General features: G+C 69.1%; 13 protein-coding genes. 11 read left to right on the top strand and 2 right to left on the bottom strand.

The window, feature by feature from the left end:
* Positions 1-14: 14 nt before the first annotated feature.
* On the bottom strand, positions 15-1,034 hold the full coding sequence (locus SPR02S_RS32880) for a phenylacetaldoxime dehydratase family protein (RefSeq protein WP_019061281.1): 1,020 nt from the start codon (positions 1,032-1,034) through the stop codon (positions 15-17).
* 209 nt (positions 1,035-1,243) lie between these two features.
* Here SPR02S_RS32880 and SPR02S_RS32875 point away from each other — a divergent pair, with 209 nt between their 5' ends.
* Complete coding sequence (locus SPR02S_RS32875) at positions 1,244-2,209, top strand: AraC-like ligand-binding domain-containing protein (protein ID WP_019061280.1); 966 nt, start codon at positions 1,244-1,246, stop codon at positions 2,207-2,209.
* A gap of 156 nt (positions 2,210-2,365) precedes the next feature.
* On the top strand, positions 2,366-3,529 hold the full coding sequence (locus SPR02S_RS32870) for a PDDEXK family nuclease (RefSeq protein WP_019061279.1): 1,164 nt from the start codon (positions 2,366-2,368) through the stop codon (positions 3,527-3,529).
* Between the two features lie 250 nt (positions 3,530-3,779).
* Here the strand turns inward: SPR02S_RS32870 and SPR02S_RS60685 are convergent, their stop codons facing one another.
* Positions 3,780-4,460, bottom strand: coding sequence for a hypothetical protein (locus tag SPR02S_RS60685; RefSeq protein ID WP_078623076.1), 681 nt, complete (start codon positions 4,458-4,460; stop codon positions 3,780-3,782).
* Between the two features lie 334 nt (positions 4,461-4,794).
* Between SPR02S_RS60685 and hemL the strand changes: the two genes are divergently transcribed.
* From hemL to SPR02S_RS32815, 9 genes are all read left to right on the top strand, one after another.
* Entirely contained in the window at positions 4,795-6,141 is a 1,347-nt protein-coding gene (hemL, locus tag SPR02S_RS32855) for a glutamate-1-semialdehyde 2,1-aminomutase (protein ID WP_019061276.1), read from the top strand.
* Positions 6,138-6,824 carry a histidine phosphatase family protein gene (locus SPR02S_RS32850; protein ID WP_019061275.1) on the top strand — a complete coding sequence of 229 codons (687 nt, stop codon included), beginning with the start codon at positions 6,138-6,140 and terminating at the stop codon, positions 6,822-6,824. Before hemL ends, SPR02S_RS32850 begins: the two co-directional genes overlap by 4 nt.
* Positions 6,825-6,990: 166 nt before the next feature.
* Positions 6,991-8,295: a polysaccharide deacetylase family protein gene (locus tag SPR02S_RS32845; protein ID WP_019061274.1), complete on the top strand. Its 1,305-nt coding sequence runs from the start codon at positions 6,991-6,993 to the stop codon at positions 8,293-8,295.
* Between the two features lie 89 nt (positions 8,296-8,384).
* Entirely contained in the window at positions 8,385-8,987 is a 603-nt protein-coding gene (locus SPR02S_RS32840) for a TlpA family protein disulfide reductase (protein ID WP_019061273.1), read from the top strand.
* A gap of 6 nt (positions 8,988-8,993) precedes the next feature.
* Positions 8,994-9,761: a cytochrome c biogenesis CcdA family protein gene (locus SPR02S_RS32835; protein ID WP_019061272.1), complete on the top strand. Its 768-nt coding sequence runs from the start codon at positions 8,994-8,996 to the stop codon at positions 9,759-9,761.
* A 3-nt stretch (positions 9,762-9,764) separates the two neighbouring features.
* Complete coding sequence (gene resB / locus SPR02S_RS32830) at positions 9,765-11,642, top strand: cytochrome c biogenesis protein ResB (RefSeq protein ID WP_019061271.1); 1,878 nt, start codon at positions 9,765-9,767, stop codon at positions 11,640-11,642.
* Positions 11,639-12,757 (top strand): c-type cytochrome biogenesis protein CcsB, encoded by a 1,119-nt coding sequence (ccsB, locus tag SPR02S_RS32825; RefSeq protein ID WP_019061270.1) that lies wholly within the window; start codon positions 11,639-11,641, stop codon positions 12,755-12,757. The genes resB and ccsB overlap by 4 nt, the downstream gene beginning before the upstream one ends.
* Positions 12,758-12,855: 98 nt before the next feature.
* The gene (locus tag SPR02S_RS32820; protein ID WP_020684233.1) at positions 12,856-13,476 is read left to right on the top strand and encodes an RNA polymerase sigma factor; all 621 of its coding nucleotides are present in this window, start codon (positions 12,856-12,858) and stop codon (positions 13,474-13,476) included.
* The gene (locus tag SPR02S_RS32815; RefSeq protein ID WP_019061268.1) at positions 13,473-14,432 is read left to right on the top strand and encodes a CU044_5270 family protein; all 960 of its coding nucleotides are present in this window, start codon (positions 13,473-13,475) and stop codon (positions 14,430-14,432) included. The genes SPR02S_RS32820 and SPR02S_RS32815 overlap by 4 nt, the downstream gene beginning before the upstream one ends.
* Positions 14,433-14,469: the final 37 nt, after the last annotated feature.

Below are 14,469 nucleotides of genomic sequence, written 5' to 3'. Positions count from 1 at the left end.
ACTCTCCTCTGTTGTCAGGTGGTTGGGGACAGCGGCAGGAAGCCGGTGTGCGGATCGCAGTTGACGTACTCGGCGGTCACCGAGCCGGTCGGCAGCACGGAGACCTCGTGCCAGAAGGCGACGTCCAGCGGCCCCTCGCCGCCGCCGACCATCCGGAAGAAGCTGGCGTAGATGTCCAGGTGCGTGCGGTGCGACCGGCACCAGGTCATCAGGTGTTCGAGCGAGGCGAACCAGGCGATGGTGCAGGCGCGGTCGAGCGGCGCGCCGTCGGCCGCCTCCTCGGCGAGGTTGCGGGCGGCGATGCAGCCGGACCCGACGTTCTGCGCCAGGAAGTCGACACCCCGGTCCTTGACCGGCTTGACGTCGGCCAGGTACGTCTCGCGGTAGAGCGTGCTGGCGGACCAGTCCTGCGCGGTGCGGATCAGCGCCACGTTTCCCGGTACGTCGACACTGACGCGGCGGCCACGAGTCTCCTGGGACCCGGGATCCTGCGGCTCGAAGGCCGGCATCTCGGGCTCCAGCGCCTCGGAGGCCGACGCCGCGATACGGTCACGGGCGGCACCCCAGTAGTCGTGCACCTGGGTCTCGGGGAGTTCGAGGGCGCCGGACTGCGAAAGACCACTGGTCGCGTAGTCCTCACGGCGGTGGGTGTGCAGCGTCTCGTTCCGCTCGACGGGGATGACCGACTCCTCGCGCCAGTGCCCGACCGGCCCCCGCACGGGGAGGCCGTCCCAGGCGGCGCGGACGGCTTCCGACTCCCGCCAGCGCCGGTGGCGGCTCGGGTCGTACCAGTACGCCAGCAACGCCACGTTGTGCGCTCCGGCGGTGTCGTAGAACGATCCGCGGTCGACCAGGTCCGGTCCGTCCGGCCCGGTGAACAGTGCGGCGAGGCCTGCCGCGCCCCGCTCGGCTTCCTCCCGGGACGGCGCCTGGCAGCCGTACTGCGCGAAGACGAAGGCGTCCGTGCCCTCCGGGAACCGGGCACTGTAGGCGGTGAAACGAGGGGTGTGCCCCGGCGGGGCCGTTCTCGGCATGGCGCGCTCCTTCGACGAACTGTCCGTGACTCGAAGCGTGGGCCGCCCGACGGCCGCGGCTTGACCACCAGCGCACCGGAACTTGCCCGAGAGTGAACTCGCGGGTTCGCGGGCCGGTGGGTCACAAAACCGATACGCGCACGTGACCTCGGAGAAGCGGTGGGGCGGGCTATATAGGACGAGTAAGTCGGACATCCGGTGGAGGCGCCGTGAGCCTTGTCCTTTCCACGGACTCCGTGCCCGCAGGCGAGCGGCGGGCCTACTGGCACGATGCCGTCTGGCGCACGTTCGTGCCCCTGGACGTCTCCACCCCGAAGGACCCCGCGGACGCGCCCTTCTCCGGAGCGGTCAGGACCGACCGCCTCGGCCACCTCCAGATCTCCACCGTGGACGCCGACCCGGAACGGGTCTTCCGTACGCCGCGGCTGATCGCCCGGGACAGCGACGAGTACATGCTCATCGGCCTGCAGGGGCGCGGCCCCGCCGTCATCACCCAGGACGGCCGGGACGCCTACCTTCGCCCGGGCGACTTCGCTCTCTACGACACGACCCGGCCGTACACGCTGAGCTTCCCCGACCGCTTCCAGATGAAGGTCTTCCAGCTGCCGCGACAGGCGCTCGGACTCCGGGAGTCCGACCTGCGACGTATCACCGGCATCACCCTCCGCGGCGACGAGGGACCGGCCGCCCTGGTGGCCCCCTTCCTGGCCGGTCTCGCCGCCGGAGCCCATTCCTGCCGCCCCCAGATCGGCGAAATGCTCGCGCGCAACGCCGTGGACCTGCTCACCACCCTCATCGCCGAGCACCTCGGCCGGGACACCGCCGGCAGCGACGCCGCCCACCGCGCGCTGCTGGTGCGGATCCGGGCCTTCATCGACCACCACCTCGCCGATCCCGGCCTCTCGCCGGAATCGATCGCCGCCGCCCACCGCATCTCCGTCCGCTACCTGCACCGCCTCTTCCAGGACGAAGGCCCCACCGTCAGCCGCTGGATCCAGCACCGTCGCCTGGAGGAATGCCGGCGCGAACTGAGCCGCCCCGGCCGCATGAGCCCGACCGTGACCGCCGTCGCCCACCGCTGGGGCTTCGCCAACCCCGCGCACTTCAGCCGGGTGTTCCGGGCGGCGTACGGGATGTCCCCGCGCGAATGGCAGGGCAGGAGCGACGGTGCCTGATGGGCCGGCCGGCGCCCAGTTCCACGACGCAACGCCCATGCGACAGACAACCGTCAAGTGGCGGGAGACAGGGCGTCGTTGTCGGTAACGTCCTGTATCCACCGGCGTAGAAAACGATCAATGATCGTGGAAGCCGGATCACGGGGGCGGGAACACATGACAAACCAGCCGGTGTTCGTCCTGGGCGAGGAACTACAGGCCCTGGAGCGGGCCGAGTTCGAGACCGAGGCGGAGTTCCAGGAGTTGCTCGCGCGTCATCCACGGGTGCTGGACTTCGGCTCGCTGGCCGATGGCCGTCCGCTGCGGCTGGTGCTGGTGGCCCGGGAGATGGGGGTGCCGACGAGCACGGACAGCGCCCCGGCGTACTGGCTGGATCATCTCTTCGTCGACGTCGACGGCGTACCGACCCTGGTCGAGGTCAAGCGGGCCACGGACACCCGCATCCGGCGTGAGGTCGTCGGCCAGATGCTCGACTACGCGGCGAACGCCGCCCGTTACTGGCCGGCCGCACTGCTCCGGCGTTCCTTCGAGGACACCTGCGCCAAGGACGGCCGATCGCTGCAGGAGGCGTACGGGGAACTCCTCGGCGACCAGGGCGACCGGTCCGCGGAGGAGTTCTGGACGACGGTCGAGGAGCGGTTGGCCGCCGGGCAGATGCGGCTGCTGTTCGTCGCCGATCAGATTCCGCTGGAGCTGCGGGCGATCGTCGAGTTCCTGAACCGCCAACTGCGGCAGACCGACGTGTACGCGGTCGAGCTGACCCAGTACCGCGGTGGCGGCGACCTCCGTGTCCTCGTCCCACGTGTGCACGGCGAGGTCGCCACCGCGGCGAAGTCGCCCTCGGGTCACCGCACCACGCAGCGGACCACCCGGGCCGACATGGACGCGGCGATCGCGTCGCGTCCCGACCCGGACGTACGGCGGACCGCGACCGCCCTGCTCGATCACGCGGCGGGCGAGGGGCGGCTGGAGTGCGGTACGGCCAAGTACCGGAGCATGCGCATCTACTACCGCGTCTCCGGTCGGGACGTACCGATCGCGACGCTCTCGCTGCGCGACGACCCGACGAAGGACGACCTCTCCTTCGCCTTCGGCTCGATCACCTACCACCTCGGCCATGCGCGGGCAGCGGCGTTCGCGGCTTCCCTGCCGACCCTCCCCGGCCTGGCGGAGAAGCTGGAGGCTCTGCCGGCGAAGGGCTACAACGGATGGCCATCCGTCTCCCTGGCCGTCCTCGCGTCCGAGCCCTCCGCTGTAGAGGGGATTCTGTCCGCGATTCAGCAGCTCATCGACGGTCAGCAGCTCATTGACGGTCAGTAGTTCATCGACGGTCCAGAGACCATCGACGGTCCAGAGACCATCGACGGTCCAGAGACCATCGACGGTCCAGAGGCCATCGACTGTCCGGAGTCTTCTGTCTGATCGCGTGCGCAGAACTGCGCCGCCCATTCCCTACGGCGCAGCCTCGGCCGGGGCGCCTTGGGAGACAGCGCGCCCGCCTGACGCCCCCTCCAGAAACATGAAAAAGGCGAGGCCCGAAGACCTCGCCCATCACCCAGGAACCCCCAACTCACGGCCAAACAAGGCAATAAGGCTGATGCCCCGCCTCATGCAGCCGGTGGCTGAAGTCCTGCCACTCGTGCAGCAGTTGGTACACATTGAACGCATCCCGAGGCCCGCCCCGGTCCGGCACCGTCGACCAGATGAACGCCGCCGCGCCGACCGCCTCCTCGCCGATTCCGCGCAGGGGGTCGACGACCGTCATCGGGAGTTTGACGACCGCGTAGTCCGGGTGCAGGACGACCAGTTCCAGCGGGGGCACCTTGTTGAGCGGGACGCCCTCGATGCCGGTGAGGACCATCGCGGCCATCGTCTCCGGCTTGATCTTGGTGAACATGCCGTTCATCCCGAGCTCGTCGCCGCCGAGTTCCTCGGGGCGCATCGAGATCGGGACGCGGGCCGCGGTCGCGCCGTCGGGCGCACCGAAGTATTTGTACGTCACCCCCACCCGACCACCATTCCTGCTCCCCGCCCGCAACTGATCGATCCGACGTTCGATACGGCGCTCGTCCCGATCCGACTCATCCGAACCCACATGGGATCCACCGGACCCACCTGATCCACCGGACCCGGGACCACTCTGCCGTGCCGCCTCGGCGGCCTCCTCCGCGTCGCGCCGGTGCTTCCCCCGCCGGGCACGCCGAGGACCCAGATCGTCAGTCCCCTCGCCCAGTCCGCCACCGCGATGCATATCTCCACCCGACTGCTTTTCCAGGACGCGTGGCCCTCGCCGCGCAACCCGATCATCGTGTCAGTGACCTCCCCCACGGCCGCCCGCCGAAACGTGCGCTGAAACACCTGTCCGCAGGATCTGCGCAACCCCTGAACACCGGCGCCCGCATGAGCTGTGTGTCTCTGTGTGTATCAGGTCCCAGTCTCGCAGACGGGTGGGGGCCCCTGCCCGGTCTCCCGCCGCCTACCCTGAGGAGGTCACTGAGTCACCGGAGCCCCAGTAATCCGAGAAGTCCGAGAAGCCGGAGAAGTCGCAGGTCATGACCGAAACGCCAAGCGGAACGCCCAGCGAAATGCCCAGCGGAGGGGCGAGCGGGGCGCCGCACGCCCTGCCGTATCCCTACGACGCACCCGTCTCGCAGGCTCTCTTCGACCGTGCGTCGGTCGTCACGCCGGGCGGCGTGAACTCCCCGGTGCGCGCCTTCCGCGCCGTCGGCGGCACGCCCCGGTTCATGGTCTCCGGCAACGGTCCCTATCTGACGGACGCCGACGGGCGCGAGTACGTCGACCTCGTCTGCTCCTGGGGTCCCATGATCCTCGGGCACTCCCAGCCCGACGTGATCGCCGCCGTCCACGACGCCGTGTCGCGCGGCACCTCCTTCGGCACCCCCGGCGAGGGCGAGGTCGCGCTCGCCGAGGAGATCGTCGCCCGCGTCGAGCCCGTGCAGCAGGTGCGGCTCGTCTCCAGCGGGACCGAGGCGACCATGTCCGCCATCCGGCTCGCCCGCGGGTTCACCGGGCGGCCCAAGGTGATCAAGTTCGCCGGGTGTTACCACGGTCACGTCGACGCGCTCCTCGCCGCCGCCGGTTCCGGTGTCGCCACCTTCGCGCTGCCCGACACCCCGGGCGTCACCGGCGCCCAGGCCGGCGACACGATCGTCCTGCCGTACAACGACCTCGAAGCCGTCAACGAGGCCTTCCACCGGCATCCCGGTGAGATCGCGTGCGTTATTACGGAGGCCTCGCCCGGGAACATGGGCGTCGTGCCGCCCGCCGCCGGGTTCAACCAGGGGCTCAAGGACGCCTGCTCGAAGAACGGTGCCCTCTTCATCTCCGACGAGGTGATGACGGGCTTCCGGACCAGCCGGGCAGGGTGGTTCGGGATCGACGGGGTCGTACCCGATCTCATGACCTTCGGGAAGGTCATGGGCGGTGGCTTTCCCGCCGCCGCGTTCGGCGGGCGCGCCGACATCATGGCGCACCTCGCCCCCGCGGGGCCCGTCTACCAGGCCGGCACCCTCTCCGGTAACCCGGTCGCGACCGCCGCCGGCCTCGCCCAGCTGCGGCTCCTCGACGACGCGGCCTACGACACGATCGACGCCGTATCCGCGCAGATCCAGTCGCTCGTCACCGAGGCGCTCAGCAAGGAAGGTGTCGCGCACCGGCTGCAGAACGCCTCCAACCTGTTCTCCGTGTTCTTCACCGACCGGAGCGTGCGCAACTACGAGGACGCCAAGGCGCAGGAGTCGTACCGCTTCACCGCCTTCTTCCACTCGATGCTGGCGAGCGGCGTCTATCTGCCGCCCTCGTCCTTCGAGTCCTGGTTCGTTTCCACGGCCCACGACGAACGGGCCATCCAGCGGATCGCCGACGCCCTCCCGGCGGCGGCCCGAGCGGCGGCGGAGGCCACAGCAGCATGAGTGACAACACCAGTGACATCACCGTCGTGCATGTGATGCGGCACGGCGAAGTCGCCAACCCTGAAGGGGTGTTGTACGGCCGTCTCCCCGGCTACCACCTCTCCGAACTCGGGCGGCAGATGGCCGACCGGGTCGCCGAGCACCTCTCCTCCCGCGATGTCACGCACGTCGTCGCCTCCCCGCTGGAGCGCGCGCAGGAGACCGCCACGCCGATCGCCAAGGCGCACGGGCTCGACCTCGCGACCGACGGGCGGCTCATCGAGGCCGACAACGTCTTTCAGGGCAAGACCTTCGGGGTCGGCGACGGGGCGTTGAAGAAGCCCGACAACTGGAAGTACCTCGTCAACCCGTTCAAGCCGTCCTGGGGTGAGCCCTACGTCGACCAGGTCGTCCGCATGATGGCCGCGCTGGACGCCGCCAAGGACGCCGCGCGCGGGCATGAAGCGGTGCTGGTCAGCCATCAGCTGCCGATCTGGATCGTGCGGTCGTACGTCGAGCGGCGCCGGCTGTGGCACGACCCGCGCAAGCGGCAGTGCACCCTCGCCTCCCTGACGACCTTCACCTACCGCGGCGACAAGATCGTGTCCGTCGGCTACACCGAGCCGGCCCGGGACCTCGTCCCGGCCCATCTCCTCGCCGGCGCCAAGCCGGTCAAGGGGAAGGACAAGGCGTTCGGCGCCTGACAAAGGCGGGAAAGGCGGGAAAGGCGGGTTTGACCACTCGTCAGGGGCAGGGCTGGTGACAGCCCTGTGACATTTGTTTCGCAACCCACATCGTTCACGGTGAACTTTCTTGTCCGGCGCGTCCTCTCACAGGTAGACCACAGAGGACGCGACGGATGGGGAAACAATGCGGAGTCTCACTCGACGAGGGGCGCTCGGAGTCGGTGCGGGCGCCGCGGCGGCCGTAGGACTCGCGGGGTGCGGGACGCTCGGTTCGGACGGGTCGAAGCCCTCCTCCGGCGGTTCCGGGAAGGGGTCCTCCGGCGGTCCCACCAAGTCGCTTGAGCCCCGGGCCAAGCCCATCGGTGACGGCTCCACTTCCTTCACCGGCGCGCAGCCCAAGCAGCCCGCCAAGCCCGTGCCGTTGGAGGCCGGGCAGACCCCGCCGCAGTTCGTGATCTTCTCCTGGGACGGCGCGGGCGAGGTGGGCAACGGCCTGTTCCCCCGCTTCCTCGACCTCGCCAAGCAGCACGGCGCGAGCATGACCTTCTTCCTCTCCGGCATCTATCTGCTGCCCGAGTCGAAGAAGCGCCTGTACAACCCGCCGAACAACGCGCGGGGCGCCTCCGACATCGGCTACCTCACCGACGAACACGTCAAGGCGACGCTCACCAACGTCCGCCGCGCGTGGCTCGAGGGCCACGAGATAGGCACCCACTTCAACGGCCACTTCTGCTCCGGCTACGGCACGGTCGGCAACTGGACGCCTCAGCAGTGGCGCAGCGAGATAGACCAGGCCAAGTCCTTCGTGAAGGAGTGGCGCACCAACACCGGCTGGACCGACCTGCCGTCCCTGCCCTTCGACTACGAGAAGGAGCTCGTCGGCGGCCGGACGCCCTGCCTCCTCGGCCAGGACAACCTGCTGCCCACCGCCCGTTCCCTCGGCTGGCGCTACGACGCCTCCTCGCCCGGCGGCCGCCAGGTCTGGCCCGTGAAGCGGAACGGCGTCTGGGACTACCCGCTCCAGGCGGTCCCCTTCCCCGGGCACAGCTTCGAAGTCCTCTCGATGGACTACAACATGCTGGCCAACCAGTCCGTCAACTCGACCAACGCGCCCGCCTACAACTACCCGGGCTGGCGTACCCAGGCCGCGCAGGCCTACATATCCGGCTTCCAGCGCGCCTACGAGTCCAACCGCGCCCCCTTCTTCATCGGCAACCACTTCGAGCACTGGAACGGCGGCATCTACATGGACGCCGTCGAGCAGGCCTTCAAGCACATCGCCCAGTTGAAGGAGAAGGGCGAGGACGTACGGCTCGTCTCCTTCAAGCAGTTCACCGACTGGATCGACGTGCAGAAGCCCGAGGTGCTGGCCAAGCTGCGCACCCTCGACGTCGGCCAGGCACCGGCCGGCGGCTGGAAGTCCTTCCTGCCCGCGAGCCCCGGCACCTCCTCGTCGGCCTCCTCCACGGCCACTGGAGACGCCGCCTGAAATGCCGTCTGAAATGCGGTTTTCCGCCCGCCGTACGCCGTTGAGGGGGGCGCGCAAGATCCCCAGAACGGGCATGCGAAACTTTTCACATGAGTGCCGCCAGTCGCGCCCGTAGCCGCGCCGTCCTGTCGACCGCCGGTGTTGCCGTCGCCGCGTTGGTGCTGTCCGCGTGCAGCTCCGGAGGCACCTCCGGAGGTTCGGGCAACACCAACTTCATCACCGGCTCCGACGGCATCGCGACCGTCAAGAAGGGCGACCGCCAGGCCGCCCCCGATCTGTCCGGCAAGACCATCGACGGCAAGACCCTCAGCACCGCCGACTACAAGGGCAAGGTCCTCGTCGTCAACGTGTGGGGCTCCTGGTGCTCCCCGTGCCGCGCCGAGGCGGACAACCTGGTCCAGGTCGCCAAGGCCACGGCCAACAAGGACGTCCAGTTCGTCGGCCTCAACACCCGCGACACCAGCACCGACCCGGCCGTGGCGTTCGAGAAGAAGTACCAGGTCCCGTACCCGAGTCTCTACGACCCGACGGGCAAGCTGATGCTCCGCTTCAAGAAGGGCACCCTCAACCCGCAGGCCATCCCCTCCACGATCGTCATCGACCGGGACGGGAAGATCGCGGCGCGCGCACTCCAGGCACTCAGCGAGGAGAAGCTGCGCGAAATGCTCGACCCGGTCATCGCGGAGAAGTGAGCTGACGTGCTGCTCGCCGCCGCCGCCCTGCCGGGCCAGAACGAGACGGTCTTCAGCGGGGCCCTGCTGCTCGCCCTGCCGATCGCCGTACTCGGTGGGCTCGTCTCCTTCTTCTCGCCGTGCGTCCTGCCCCTCGTCCCCGGCTACCTCTCCTACGTCACCGGGGTCAGCGGCACCGACCTGGGCGATGCCCGGCGGGGCCGGATGGTCGCCGGCGCCTCCCTCTTCGTCCTTGGCTTCACCGCTGTGTTCGTGTCCGGCGGGGCGCTGTTCGGCTACTTCGGGCAGACCTTGCAGGAGCAGAAGGACGTCCTGTCCAAGATCCTCGGCGTCTTCATGATCCTCATGGGCGTCTTCTTCATGGGGCTCATGCCGTGGCTGACCCAGCGTGAGTTCCGTTTCCACAAGAGGCCGACCGCCGGATTGATAGGGGCGCCCATCCTCGGCGCGCTGTTCGGGATCGGCTGGACGCCCTGTATCGGCCCCACGCTCGCCTCCGTGATCGCGCTCTCCTCGCAGCAGTCGAGTGCCGGTCGCGGCGCCATACTGACCGTCGCGTACTGTCTCGGCCTGGGTGTCCCCTTCGTCCTCACCGCGGTCGCGTTCCGCAAGGCCCTCGGCGCCTTCGGCTGGGTCAAGCGCCACTACGTCTGGGTGATGCGCGTCGGCGGCACCATGATGATCGTGACCGGCGTGCTGCTGCTCACCGGCGCCTGGGACGCGCTGGTGCAGGACATGCAGGGCTGGTCCGACGGCTTCACTGTAGGGATCTGATCGATGAGCAAGACGACCGCCGACTCGCCCGCCGAGACGCCCGCTGACTCGCCCCGGGCCGATTCCTCCGCCGACGACCAGGATCTCGGCGCCGCAGGCTCCCAGCTCTCCACGGCCCCCGTCGAGACGGCCATGCCCGGCTCCTTCGGCGGCAACCGCAGGCCCGGCCTCACCGGCTGGCTCGCCTGGACCGGTCGCGAGGCGCTCGGCTGGGCGCGCTGGTTCTGGCGCCAGCTGACCTCGATGCGGGTCGCGCTGATGCTGCTGTTCCTGCTGTCGCTCGGCGCGGTCCCCGGCTCGCTGATCCCGCAGTCCGGCACCGACGCGCTGAAGGTCTCCGAGTTCCAGGACGCGCACAAGACGCTCGGGCCGATCTACCAGAAGCTCGGCCTCTTCCACGTCTACGGCTCCGCCTGGTTCGGCGCGATCTACGTCCTCCTCTTCGTCTCCCTCATCGGCTGCATCATCCCGCGCACCTGGCAGTTCGTCGGCCAGCTCCGCGGCCGTCCGCCGGGCGCGCCCAAGCGGCTCAACCGCCTTCCCGCGTACGCCACTTGGCGCACCGCCGCCGAGCCCGAGCAGGTCCGCGAAGTCGCCCTCGCGGCGCTGAAGAAGCGGCGTTTCCGCGCGCACATCGCCGGGGACGCCGTAGCCGCCGAGAAGGGCTACCTCCGCGAGACCGGCAACCTCCTCTTCCACCTCGCGCTGATCGTGATGCTGATCGCCTTTGCCTGGGGCCAGCTCTTCAAGTCCGAGGGCGACAAGCTGATCGTCGAGGGCGACGGCTTCTCCAACACCCTCACCCAGTACGACGACTTCAAGTCCGGCAACCTCTTCAGCGACGACGACCTCGTGCCGTTCAGCTTCAACCTGAAGAACTTCATCGGCACGTACGAGCGCACCGGCCCCAACCGCGGCACCCCGAGCACCTTCCAGGCCGACATCAGCTACAGCATCGGCGCCTACGGCAAGTCCGAGAAGCACACCATCAAGGTCAACGAGCCGCTGGAGATCGGCGACTCGAAGGTCTACCTCGTCAGCCACGGCTACGCCCCGGTCGTCACCGTCCGGGACGGCAAGGGCAACGTGGTCTTCCACCAGGCCGTACCGATGCTGCCGATCGACTCCAACGTCACCTCGCAGGGCGCCATCAAGGTCCTCGACGGCTACAAGAACGCCCAGGGCGTCGCCGAACAGCTCGGTTTCGCCGCCCTGTTCGTGCCGACGTACGCCAAGGGCAGCGGCACGATGTTCTCCCAGTACCCCGGGCTCGACTACCCGGTGCTCAACGTGACCGGCTACCACGGTGATCTGGGCGTCAACTCGGGCATCCCGCAGAACGTGTACCAGCTGGAGACCAAGAACCTGAAGCAGTTCAAGGACTCCAAGGGCAAGATCCTCAAGGCCCAGCTGCTGCCCGGCGAGACGATGAAGCTGCCGAACGGCGCCGGGTCGATCACCTTCGACAAGCAGATCAAGGAGTGGGCGGGCTTCCAGGTCGTCCAGCAGCCCGGCACCACCTGGGCCCTGGCCGGCGCCCTCACCGCGATCCTCGGTCTGGCCGGCTCCCTGTTCATCCAGCGCCGCCGCGTCTGGGTGCGGGCTACGCGCGGCGCGGACGGAGTGACGGTCGTCGAGATGGCCGGCCTCGGCCGCAGCGAGTCCGCGAAACTCCCCGAGGAACTCGGCGACCTGGCCGCGCTGGTGCACGACCGGGCCCCGACGAAGCCGGCCGACGGCCCGAAGATCGACGCCCCCAAGACCGCCGACGCCCCAAAACCCCCCGCCGACGACCCGAACACCCCCAACTCCGACGCCGACACCCACGACTCCGACTCCGGCGTCGAACCGCCCGTACCCGCCGAAGGGGCTGAGAAGTGACTCTCGCCGCCGCAACCGACATCGCCTCCGTGACCAATCTGGCCGCTGCCACCAACGAGCACCTGGCCAACCTCAGCAACACGCTGATCTACTCGTCGATGGCCGTCTACACCCTGGCCTTCTTCGCGTACATCGCCGAATGGACCTTCGGCAGCCGCAGCAAGATCGGCCGTACGGCCGCCGCGCTGACCGGTGCCGAGGCGAAGAAGGCGGCGGCGCCCGCCGTCACCGTGCAGAACGCCGGCGGCACCGCCGTGCTGGAGCGGCCGAAGGTGGTCGTACGGGCCGCGTCCGGCTCGCGTGACGTGCCGGACGGTCCCGGCGCGCACGGCGGGGACGAACAGGGCGACCTCTACGGCCGTATCGCCGTGTCCCTCACGGTGCTTGCCTTCCTCATCGAGCTGAGCGGCGTCATCGCCCGCGCGGCCTCGGTGGAGCGGGCGCCCTGGGGCAACATGTACGAGTTCAACATCACCTTCTCCACGGTCGCCGTCGGCGTGTACCTGACGCTGCTGCTGCTCAAGAAGAACGTGCGCTGGCTCGGCCTGTTCCTGGTCACGACGGTCCTCCTCGATCTCGGCATCGCCGTCACTGTCTTGTACACCGCCAGCGATCAATTGGTTCCCGCCCTCCACTCGTACTGGCTGTACATCCACGTCTCGACCGCGATCATCTGCGGCGCGGTCTTCTACGTGGGCGCCGTAGGCACGCTCCTGTACCTCTTCAAGGACTCGTACGAGAGCAAGCTCGCGAACGGCGGCAAGCCCGGCGCCTTCTCCACCTCGGTGATGGAGCGGCTGCCCGCCTCGGCGAACCTCGACAAGTTCTCCTACCGCGTGAACGCGGCCGTCTTCCCGCTGTGGACGTTCACGATCATCGCGGGCTCGATCTGGGCCGAGTCGGCCTGGGGCCGCTACTGGGGCTGGGACCCGAAGGAGACCTGGGCGTTCATCACCTGGGTCGCCTACGCCTGCTACCTGCACGCCCGCGCCACGGCCGGCTGGAAGGGCCGCAAGGCCGCCTACCTGGCCCTGATCGCCTTCGGCTGCTGGATCTTCAACTACTACGGCGTCAACATCTTCGTCGGCGGCAAGCACTCCTACGCCGGCGTGTAAGCCGTATCCCGAAGCCGCAACTCCCTTACGGCAGAGGCCGGTTCCGTGTGACATGGGTCACCGGAACCGGCCTTCGTCGTCCGGACAGGTAAAGGGGTGTGGATACGAATCTGCGGTTGAGGAAACGCATCCGCGCGGGGGATCACGACGCCTTCGGCGAGCTCTTCGACGCGTACGCACGCTCCGTCTACAACCACGCCTTCCGGCTCACGGGGGACTGGGCGCAGGCCGAGGACCTCGTGTCGCTGACCTTCCTGGACGCCTGGCGCCTGCGCGGCAAGGTCGACGAGGAGGGCGGTTCGCTACGGCCCTGGCTGCTCGGCATCGCCACCAACGTCACGCGCAACACCCGCCGCGCCGCCCGAAGACACGCGGCGGCGCTCTCCCGGCTGCCCCGCGACGAGGTCGAGCGCGACTTCGCCGACGAGGTCGCCGCCCGCCTCGACGACCGGGCCGAACTCGCCCTCGTACGCGCCGCGTTGGCCACCCTGCGCCGCGCCGAGCGCGAGGTGCTCGCCCTGTGCGTGTGGTCCGGGCTCGACTACCAGGCCGCCGCCGAGGCGCTCGGGGTGCCCGTGGGGACCGTACGGTCGCGGCTCTCGCGGGCGCGCGCAAAGCTCGCGAAACATCTCAAAAGTACGGAACTCCTCCCGAGGGACGGACAGATGAAAGGTGACCGCGGCAGTGCGGTCGGGCCCCTGAGGGAGGACAAGCGATGAACCAGCTCCCGGAACTCCCCGAGAGAGACCTCCCGCCGGGCCGTCACCGACTCCTCAAGGAGCATCTGATGACCGAGATCCGGCACGAGGCTGTAGCTGTCCAGCAGGGTGCGCCCGCGCCCCGGCGGAACAAGTGGCTACGGCCCGCGATCGCGGCGACCGCCGTCGCCACCGCCGCGGCCGTCGCCTTCGTGGTGCTGCCTTCGTCCGGCTCCTCGCCGACGCCGCCCGCGAAGCCGCCCCGGAAGTCGACGGCCGCGCTCCTGGAGGACATCGCGCTCGCGGCCGAGCACGAGAAGTCCTACGGCACGGTCCGCGACGACCAGTTCGTGTACGTGGAGAGCCAGGTGTCGTACACACACGACGGGGAGGGAACGAAGGCCACGATCGATCCGCTGCACCGGCAGGAGGTGTGGACGTCGGTGGACGGCCTGCACGTCGGGCTGGTGCGGCAGGCGGGCATGGGGTCGCACTCCGTCCCGGTCGACGTCAAGCCGGGCAAGGCCGGCTGGGACGTCTCGTCCTTCTACAACCACGTGAAGACGCTGCCGACCGACGCCGACGCGATGTACGACTACCTGGCCACCACCGCCCCGAAGTACGGCGGTGATGACAAGAACCAGGCCATGTTCGTGCTGGTCGGCGATCTCCTCCGCGATTCCATCGTGCCGCCGAAGCAGAGCGCGGCGCTGTTCCGGGCGGTGGCCAGGATTCCCGGAGTGGCGACGGTCGAGGGGGTGAAGGACGCCACCGGGCGCCCTGGTGTCGCCATCGCCCGGACCGACCCCTACAACCCGCTCAGGGACGAGTGGATCTTCGACGCGAAGACCTACGAGTTCCTCGGTGAGCGCGAGGTGGCCACCAAGGACAACGCGGGCGTGAAGAAGGGCACGGTCACGGCGAACACCGCCGTCCTGCGCCGGGCCATCGTCGACAAGGCGGGCGAACGGCCGTAGGAAACAGGGGTGTTGAGGCCGTAGCAAACCGCGGTGC

Source organism: Streptomyces prunicolor NBRC 13075 (assembly GCF_000367365.1).
Classification (GTDB): Bacteria; Actinomycetota; Actinomycetes; order Streptomycetales; family Streptomycetaceae; genus Streptomyces; species Streptomyces prunicolor.
The sequence above is the reverse complement of the archived record's forward strand: the minus strand, read 5'-3'. Positions and strand labels throughout refer to the sequence as shown.

What these genes read in the sequence shown, in the direction of transcription:
- SPR02S_RS32880 (WP_019061281.1), bottom strand. Translation starts at nt 1,034, where the DNA reads ATGCCGAGAACGGCCCCGCCGGGGCACACCCCTCGTTTCACCGCCTAC.
- SPR02S_RS32870 (WP_019061279.1), top strand. Translation starts at nt 2,366, where the DNA reads ATGACAAACCAGCCGGTGTTCGTCCTGGGCGAGGAACTACAGGCCCTG.
- SPR02S_RS60685 (WP_078623076.1), bottom strand. Translation starts at nt 4,460, where the DNA reads ATGCATCGCGGTGGCGGACTGGGCGAGGGGACTGACGATCTGGGTCCT.
- hemL (WP_019061276.1), top strand. Translation starts at nt 4,795, where the DNA reads ATGCCCAGCGGAGGGGCGAGCGGGGCGCCGCACGCCCTGCCGTATCCC.
- SPR02S_RS32850 (WP_019061275.1), top strand. Translation starts at nt 6,138, where the DNA reads ATGAGTGACAACACCAGTGACATCACCGTCGTGCATGTGATGCGGCAC.
- SPR02S_RS32845 (WP_019061274.1), top strand. Translation starts at nt 6,991, where the DNA reads ATGCGGAGTCTCACTCGACGAGGGGCGCTCGGAGTCGGTGCGGGCGCC.
- SPR02S_RS32840 (WP_019061273.1), top strand. Translation starts at nt 8,385, where the DNA reads ATGAGTGCCGCCAGTCGCGCCCGTAGCCGCGCCGTCCTGTCGACCGCC.
- resB (WP_019061271.1), top strand. Translation starts at nt 9,765, where the DNA reads ATGAGCAAGACGACCGCCGACTCGCCCGCCGAGACGCCCGCTGACTCG.
- SPR02S_RS32815 (WP_019061268.1), top strand. Translation starts at nt 13,473, where the DNA reads ATGAACCAGCTCCCGGAACTCCCCGAGAGAGACCTCCCGCCGGGCCGT.